This window comes from Pseudomonas sp. PDM01, from assembly GCF_014852325.1.
In the GTDB taxonomy this organism is placed as follows: Bacteria; Pseudomonadota; Gammaproteobacteria; order Pseudomonadales; family Pseudomonadaceae; genus Aquipseudomonas; species Aquipseudomonas migulae.
This window is the reverse complement of sequence record NZ_JACVBK010000010.1, coordinates 275,374-282,816: the sequence shown is the minus strand read 5'-3', so window position 1 is coordinate 282,816 and position 7,443 is coordinate 275,374. Positions and strand designations below refer to the sequence as shown.

General features: G+C 61.4%; 7 protein-coding genes. 3 read left to right on the top strand and 4 right to left on the bottom strand.

The window, feature by feature from the left end; translation table 11 throughout:
* Positions 1-243 precede the first annotated feature (243 nt).
* Positions 244-792, bottom strand: a complete 549-nt coding sequence (locus IB246_RS24735) for a cysteine hydrolase family protein (protein ID WP_008044039.1) — start codon at positions 790-792, stop codon at positions 244-246.
* Positions 793-893: 101 nt separating this feature from the next.
* Here IB246_RS24735 and IB246_RS24730 point away from each other — a divergent pair, with 101 nt between their 5' ends.
* The 3 genes from IB246_RS24730 (at position 894) to IB246_RS24720 (ending at position 4,047) form a co-directional block, all read left to right on the top strand.
* Complete coding sequence (locus IB246_RS24730) at positions 894-1,886, top strand: GlxA family transcriptional regulator (RefSeq protein ID WP_008044040.1); 993 nt, start codon at positions 894-896, stop codon at positions 1,884-1,886.
* Positions 1,887-2,189: 303 nt separating this feature from the next.
* Complete coding sequence (locus IB246_RS24725) at positions 2,190-3,299, top strand: DUF3182 family protein (RefSeq protein WP_008044041.1); 1,110 nt, start codon at positions 2,190-2,192, stop codon at positions 3,297-3,299.
* The gene (locus tag IB246_RS24720) at positions 3,289-4,047 is read left to right on the top strand and encodes an alpha/beta hydrolase family protein (protein WP_008044043.1); all 759 of its coding nucleotides are present in this window, start codon (positions 3,289-3,291) and stop codon (positions 4,045-4,047) included. Before IB246_RS24725 ends, IB246_RS24720 begins: the two co-directional genes overlap by 11 nt.
* A 103-nt stretch (positions 4,048-4,150) precedes the next feature.
* Here IB246_RS24720 and IB246_RS24715 read toward each other — a convergent pair whose 3' ends face one another.
* From IB246_RS24715 to IB246_RS24705, 3 genes are read right to left on the bottom strand one after another with little or no spacing between them, the layout of a single operon-like run.
* A complete protein-coding gene (locus IB246_RS24715; RefSeq protein WP_008044045.1) occupies positions 4,151-5,137 on the bottom strand; it encodes a lysylphosphatidylglycerol synthase domain-containing protein in 987 nt (328 codons plus the stop codon).
* The gene (gene clsB / locus IB246_RS24710) at positions 5,124-6,419 is read right to left on the bottom strand and encodes a cardiolipin synthase ClsB (protein ID WP_008044052.1); all 1,296 of its coding nucleotides are present in this window, start codon (positions 6,417-6,419) and stop codon (positions 5,124-5,126) included. Before clsB ends, IB246_RS24715 begins: the two co-directional genes overlap by 14 nt.
* The gene (locus tag IB246_RS24705) at positions 6,416-7,213 is read right to left on the bottom strand and encodes an endonuclease/exonuclease/phosphatase family protein (protein ID WP_192230195.1); all 798 of its coding nucleotides are present in this window, start codon (positions 7,211-7,213) and stop codon (positions 6,416-6,418) included. Before IB246_RS24705 ends, clsB begins: the two co-directional genes overlap by 4 nt.
* Positions 7,214-7,443: the final 230 nt, after the last annotated feature.

Here is a 7,443-nt window from a genome sequence, read left to right as displayed (position 1 = left end):
TGGGCAACCCGGCATGGATGCCGGGTTAGCCGCCCCCGGCCATGGATGGCCGATGGCGGCGGGCCCACGGAGCAGGACCGGAGCGAGGGTATGCCGAGCCTTAGCGAGGCACCGAACGAAAGGGGCAGAAGCGCTTTGGTTACTTTCGCGCTTTTCGAAAGTGACTCGCTGTAAGAGCGAAACCAATAGCAGCCGTTACCGCAGCAACGGATATGTACTCACCTCACCTCACCTCACCTCACCTCAACCAGCCAGAAACTCGCCAGTAGACACCACACGAGCATAGGCAAAACCCAACGCCGACATGAACGCGGCATGAACATGGGCCGCCGGAACCGTAAGTCCGTTGAACTCCAAATCCCGCGAGGCACAGGCGTCATGAATGACGGTGACGGCGTAACCCATGTCGGCGGCCGCACGAGTAATGCCGTCGACGCACATGTGACTCATGCTGCCAACCACCACCAACTCCTTGATACCTTGCTCGTCGAGAATTGACTGCAGTTCAGTTTCGCGGAACGAGTTGACGAAGTGCTTGAGCACCACCGGCTCGTCGGCGCGGTTCAGGACTTTGGGATGCAGCTTCGCGCCTTCGGAACCCGGGGTGAAGAAGGGCGCTTCGTCGGAAGTGAACTCGTGGCGAATGTGCACCACCGAATCACCGGCATCACGAAAAGCTTTGAGCAGACGTACGGCGTTATCCGCAGCCGCGTCCGCGCCAACCAGCGGCCACTTGCCCTGGGGGAAGTAGTCGTTTTGGATATCAACTACGATGAGTGCTTGCTTGGCCATGACTGTTTCCTCGAAGTGTGTGTGGGTGTGGAATGAAGTATTGGCTCTGGCGGACCGTCCGAGGATTGGCCGCACCGACAATAGAAGGGGGAAAACTGACAATGGACGCACAAAGGCCAATCGCCGAGCTGGGCGTGCTGATTTATCCCGGCGCGCAGATGGCGGCGGTGCACGGGCTGACAGATTTGTTCGGGGTGGCGAACCGGATTGCCGCTGACTATCAAGCGGCGCAGTTGCCGCTGTTGCGGGTCAGCCATTGGCAGGTCGATGGTGATCAGGCGCCCCAGCGCATCTACGACAGCCATCCCGCGCCGGACGGCGCATTGGTGGCGGTGTTGATCCCGCCGTCGATTGCCGGTTTCTCCGAAGGCCAGGCGCCGCAAGGCTTGCTGCGCTGGATTCGTCAGCAACACGCACAAGGCGCAACCCTCGGCGGTGTCTGCGTGGGCTCGATTCTATTGGCTGAAAGCGGCCTGCTCGACGGCCGCAGCGCCACCACCCACTGGACGTCGGCCAAGGCGTTCGCCGAGCGTTATCCGGCGATCAAGCTCAAGGCCGATACGCCGATCGTCGATGACGGCGACTTGATCACCACCGCCGGGTTGATGGCCTGGTCCGAGCTGGGTTTGCGTCTGGTCGACCGATTGCTGGGGCCGAGCATCGCCACCGGCACTGCGCGGTTTCTGGTGGTGGAACACAGCGACAGTGCGAGTGAATGTGGCAGCAACTTTTCACCGATTCTCAGCCACGGCGACGCCTCGATTCTCAAGGTACAGCATTGGCTGCAAAGCACCGGCGCGACCGATGTGTCGCTGGCGACCATGGCTGAACGGGCAGGGCTGGAAGAACGCACCTTCCTGCGCAGATTTCGTGCTGCAACCGGGCTCAAACCCACCGAGTACTGCCAGCACCTGCGGGTCGGCAAGGCCCGGGAAATGCTTGAATTCACCAACGGCACCATCGACCACATTGCCTGGACCGTCGGTTATCAGGACCCGAGTGCCTTCCGTGCGACGTTCAAGAAAATTACCGGGCTGGCGCCGAGTGATTATCGGACGCGGTTTGGGGTTTCGCCGACCGCCGCAGCCCGATAGTCGCAACGCCAGAAATCCCCTGTGGGAGCGAGCCTGCTCGCGAAGAGGCCGTGACGGTCAGCATCTATGTCGCCTGAAAGGTCGCTTTCGCGAGCAGGCTCGCTCCCACAGTTTGATCTTTGCAAGGCTTGGGTCGTGCAAAATGCCGGGAGCGAAATGGCCGTCGTGCAGAATGAGACAGGCTCATTGCTATCACCGAATCGGCAACTGATTGAATTGCCGATTATTTCAAATCAGCTGCCGTTGGCCTGATCCCTGCACCCCTACAACTACATTCATCAAGCGCCGATTGAAGGGGGACGCATGACCCCAACAAACCGCAAGAAACTGGTGGTCGCCCATTCGGTGCGGCCCGACGCACCACAGCACGAAGTCGAAACCAATCACGCATTGGCCCGTTGGCTGGCGCAGGTTCTCGGGTTCAAATTCGGCGGCAGCTACGACCCCGAACACCACAGCGGTCGCGATCTTTATCTGCTGCCGACACAAACCATTGTCGGCGCTGCGGCCGCGCGGCAATTGGGCGTCAAAGGCCCGGAGGATTTGTGGGGCGGCTATGTCGAGCATGATTTCATCTGCACCAAAGCCATCAGCCACGGCTTGCGCAACAAAAACGCTTTTGCCCCGCACGGCTGGTCGCCGTTGTTTTGCGAACGGGTGCGCAACGTGGTGCTCGAGGGTCTCAGCGTGTTCTCCCTCGACGATGCGCGGCCTGCGGCGGAGCATTTGCTCGATAGCGGCCCGATTCGCCTGAAACCGATCCATGCCTGCGCCGGACGCGGTCAGGAGGTGATCCAGAGCCTTGACCAATTCGATGCGGTCCTCGGCAGACCCGATGCCAAGGCGCTATTCACCGAAGGCGTGGTGTTGGAGCAAGACCTGACCGACGTGGTGACCCACAGCGTCGGCCAAAGCTTCATCGGCGGCACAGTGTTGAGTTACTGCGGCGATCAGTACCTGACCGCAGACGGTCATGGCGAGCAGGTTTATGGCGGTTCCAATCTGCTCGTGGTGCAGGGCGGCTACGACGAGCTGCTCGAACTGCAACTGTCCGACGACGTGCGGCTGGCCATCCGCCAAGCGCAGGTGTTCGACCGTGCGGCGGACGAGGCCTATCCCGGTTTCTATGCCTCGCGGCGCAACTACGACATCGCGCAAGGCCTGGACAGTAACGGCACACAGCGCAGCGGCGTGCTTGAGCAGTCCTGGCGCATGGGCGGTGCCAGCAGCGCCGAAGTGGCGGCGTTGCAGAGCTTCGTCAACGACCCGCAGATGAGCGCGATCCGTGTGTCTTCGGTGGAAACCTACATCGATCAAGCGCTGCCGGCGGACGCCATCGAGGTGTACCGCGGGCCGGCGCACAACAGTGAATTTCTCCTCAAGTACGTAACGGTCAAATCCTATGACGGCTAGAAGCGAAACCATTCAGATCGACATCGACGATGAACAGATGAGCGGGACTTTTCTCAGCCCCAAATCGAAGGTCCCCGGCGTGCTCTTCGTGCACGGTTGGGGCGGAAGTCAGGAGCGTGATCTTGAACGGGCCAAAGGCATCGCAGGTCTGGGCTGCGTGTGCCTGACGTTCGACTTGCGCGGGCACACCGGCGGCACCGGCATTCCACTGACGCGGGTTTCCCGCGAAGACAACCTGCGAGATCTGCTGGCGGCGTACGACCGATTGCTCGCGCATCCGGCGCTCGACACCTCGGCGATTGCTGTGGTCGGCACCAGTTATGGCGGTTATCTGGCTGCGATTTTGACCTCATTGCGCCCCGTGCGCTGGCTGGCGCTACGGGTGCCGGCGTTGTATCGCGATGAGCAATGGCACGCGCCCAAGCGCGAACTGGACAAGCTCGATTTGCGTGATTACCGCAGCACGCTGGTGCGCGCCGACAGCAATCGCGCGTTGCATGCCTGTTCGCAATTTACCGGGGATGTGCTGCTGGTGGAGTCCGAGACTGACGACTATGTGCCCCACGCGACCATCATGAGTTACCGGGCGGCGTGTCAGCAGACGCACTCGCTGACCCACCGGATCATCGACGGCGCCGATCACGCGTTGAGCGAGCCGGTTTCGCAGCAGGCGTATACGTCGATCCTGGTGGACTGGATTACCGAGATGGTGGTGGGTGAGCGGTTGAGCATTATCCAGTCGACGTAAGAGCGGCGGTGGATTCTTCGCGGGCAAGCCTCGCTCCTACGGGATTTGCGCGCTTCCCGTAGGAGCGAGGCTTGCCCGCGAAGGCGTCCTTACAACCACCCAATCACTTGGGTTTCTTCGCAATCCGCAGCGACTTGGCCTTGGCCTCCACAATCAAATACATCACCAACGTAATCAACAACGGCAAGATAAAGTAAATCGCCCGATACGCCAGCAACCCCGCCACCAGGCTCCCCCGCGAAGCCTCATGCTGCAGCAACGCCACAAACACCGCCTCCAACACCCCGAGCCCCGCCGGAATGTGCGTGATCACCCCGGCAATCGCGCTGATCAACAACACGCCAAGCACCAGCGGATAATCCAGCTTGCTCGGCAGAAGGGTGAAGATCACCGCCGCCATCAGCGACCAGTTCAGCGCCCCGAGCGCCAGTTGCAGCACCGCCATGCGCAGGGACGGCAGGTTGATTTCGACGCCGCGAATCGCCCACTCCCGCCGCTTGGAATACTGACAGGCCGCCAGGTAACCCGCGCTCACCAACAGCAACAAAACCCCCACGCCCTGCAACGCACCACTGCTGAGTTTCCAGCCCGGTGGCATGCGCACCAGCCCGCTGCTGAACATCGCGCCGGCAATCACCATGTAGCCGAACCAGTTGGTCGCCAGGCTCAGGCCGAGGATTTTTGCGATGTTGCTTTTGCTCACGCCGAGCCGCGAGTAAAGCCGATAGCGCATGGCAATGCCGCCGACCCAGGCACTCAGGTTGAGGTTGAAGGCGTAGCTGATGATCCCCACTGGCAGGATCTGTTTCCAGGTCAGGTCCTGACGAATATAGGTGCGGCCAATCAGGTCGAAACAGGCGTACACCAGAAAACTCACCAGCGTCAGCCCGGAGGCGATGATCAGCGTGCGCACCTTGAAATCGGCGAGGGTGTCGAACACCTCGTTCCATTCGATGCGTTGGGCCAGCATCGTGAACAGGACGATCAGCGCCAGGAAAAACAGCATCGTCAGCGGTTTTTTCCAGCGACTCCAATGCGACTTGTGCGGGCTGTCGGCGTGAGGCGCCGAATGGGTTTCAGCGCGGTTCATGGTGATCGCCCCCGGCGAGGTGGGTGAAGGGCTTCAGGTGTGGCTTGTGTGCCGGCAGCCAGCCGGCCCATGCCGGGAAGTGCCGCAGGAAGTGGAACACCAGAAAACCGACGGTCATGTGCCAGACCCGTCCGCGTGGGGATTTGTCCGCACACATGGCTTTGCAGTGGTTGTCGCTCAGCCTCTCGAGGCGTTCGAACAAATCGCGGTTGAAGGCGCGATCGCGGATCAGCACATTGGCTTCCAGGTTCATCGCCAGGCTCAGCGGGTCGAGGTTGCTCGAGCCGACGGTGCTCCAGTCTTCGTCCACCAGCGCGACTTTGCCGTGCAGCGGGCGCTCGCAATATTCGTGAATCTGCACCCCGGATTTGAGCAGGTAGTCATAGGTCATGCGCGCCGCCAGTTTGGCCACCCTCATGTCCGGCTGGCCTTGCAGGATCAGTCGCACGTCGACGCCTCGCCGCGCGGCGTTGCGTATCTCGCGCAGCAAGCGATAACCGGGAAAGAAATAGGCGTTGGCAATCACCACGCGACGCTGGGCGCTGCGCAGGACATGTCGATAAACCTCTTCGATATCGGTTTGATGATCACCGTTGTCGCGGTACACCAAACGGACCTGGCCGTCGTGATCGTTGAACGCCAGTTCCGAGCGCCGCTGCCGCCGGCGTTGCCACCAGTATTTGGCGCGGGCCGGGCGACCGCTTTGCAGCAGGGCGAAATGATGAATGTCGGTTACCGCCGGGCCTTGCACTTCAACCGAGTAATCCTGTTTGGCCTCGGGGCCGAAGTCGGCCAGATGGTCGGCGGAAAAGTTGATCCCGCCGATGAACGCAATCGTGCCGTCGACCACCACGATCTTGCGGTGCAGGCGCCGGAACCAGTTGGTGCGGATACCCAGCCGTTTCGGTGCCGGGTCAAATATTTGCAGGTGCACGCCGGCCTCGCTCAACGCGGTGAGGTAATCGGTGCTCAACTCGCCACAACCAAACCCGTCGAGACTGGCGGTCACCCGCACGCCGCGTTGAGCCGCGTCGATCAGCACGTGCTGCAGCTCTTCGCCGACCTTGTCCTCGAAAACGATGAAGGTTTCCAGGAGGATTTCAGTCTTGGCCTGGCGCATGGCTTCGAACACCCGCGGGAAATATTCTTCGCCGTTTTCCAGCAGTTCCACCCGGTTGTTGCCCTGCCAGCCATATTCAACGTCGACCACGCCGGGTTCGCGCACCGGCGGGTTGGTGGGCACGTGATCCACGGTGGTTTTTTCCATCGGTGCGCTGCTCATAGCTCGATCTCCACCGATAGCGGTGCATGGTCGGAGAGGTGGGACCAGGGCCGCGCCGCCAGGACTTGCGGACGGCTGGCCTTGAGGTTGCGCACGTAGATGCGGTCCAGGCGCAAGGCCGGCAAGCACGCCGGAAAACTGCGCGCCGGTTTGCCGTGGAGTTCGGCAAACACCTCGCGCAAACCACAGGGCTTGAGCATTGCGTCGGCGCGCTGACGCCAGTCGTTGAAGTCACCGGCGACAATCACCGGCGCGTCGCTCGGCAATTCTGCGAGGCGTTGGGTCAGCAGCTTCAGCTGTTCATTGCGATGGGTTTCGCGTAGCCCCAGATGGACGCAAATCGCGTGCACCTCCGGGCCATCGACGGGCAAGCGCAATACGCAATGCAGGATGCCGCGGTTTTCGTGTCCGCTGATGGACACGTCGAGGTTGTCGTGGCGAATGATCTGGAATTTCGACAACAGCGCATTGCCGTGGTCGCCTGCCGGGTACACCGCGTTGCGTCCGTAGGCGAACTGCGGCCACAGCGTGTCGGCGAGGAATTCGTACTGCGGCATCGTCGGCCAATTGCTGTAACGCTGGGGATGGTGCTCGTGGGTGCCGTGGACTTCCTGCAAAAACACCACGTCGGCGGACACGCTGCGCACTGCTTCGCGCAACTCCGGCAGGATGAAACGCCGGTTGAGCGCGGTGAAACCCTTGTGCGTGTTGACCGTCAGCACGGTGAAGCGGCGTACGGCGTTCACGGTTCCTGACGAGTCATCGTCGGGGTTGAACTGCTCGGCGCGGTTCATGGCGACACGCCTTGTGCTGCAGGCTCGCCGGAGGCAAAGAAGCGCCAAGCTGAAATACCGCTGTGAATCGCCGCCATGTCGCCTCCCGTCTGAGGGTCCCCGGTTGCCCCTGTCTTTTGATGACTGCGGGGCAAGCGAGAAAGTTTCGACGGGACTACAGACGGTAGGAGGGCTAAACCTGTAGGAGCCGGCTTGCTGGCGATAGCGGTGTGTCAGTCACATCCATGTTG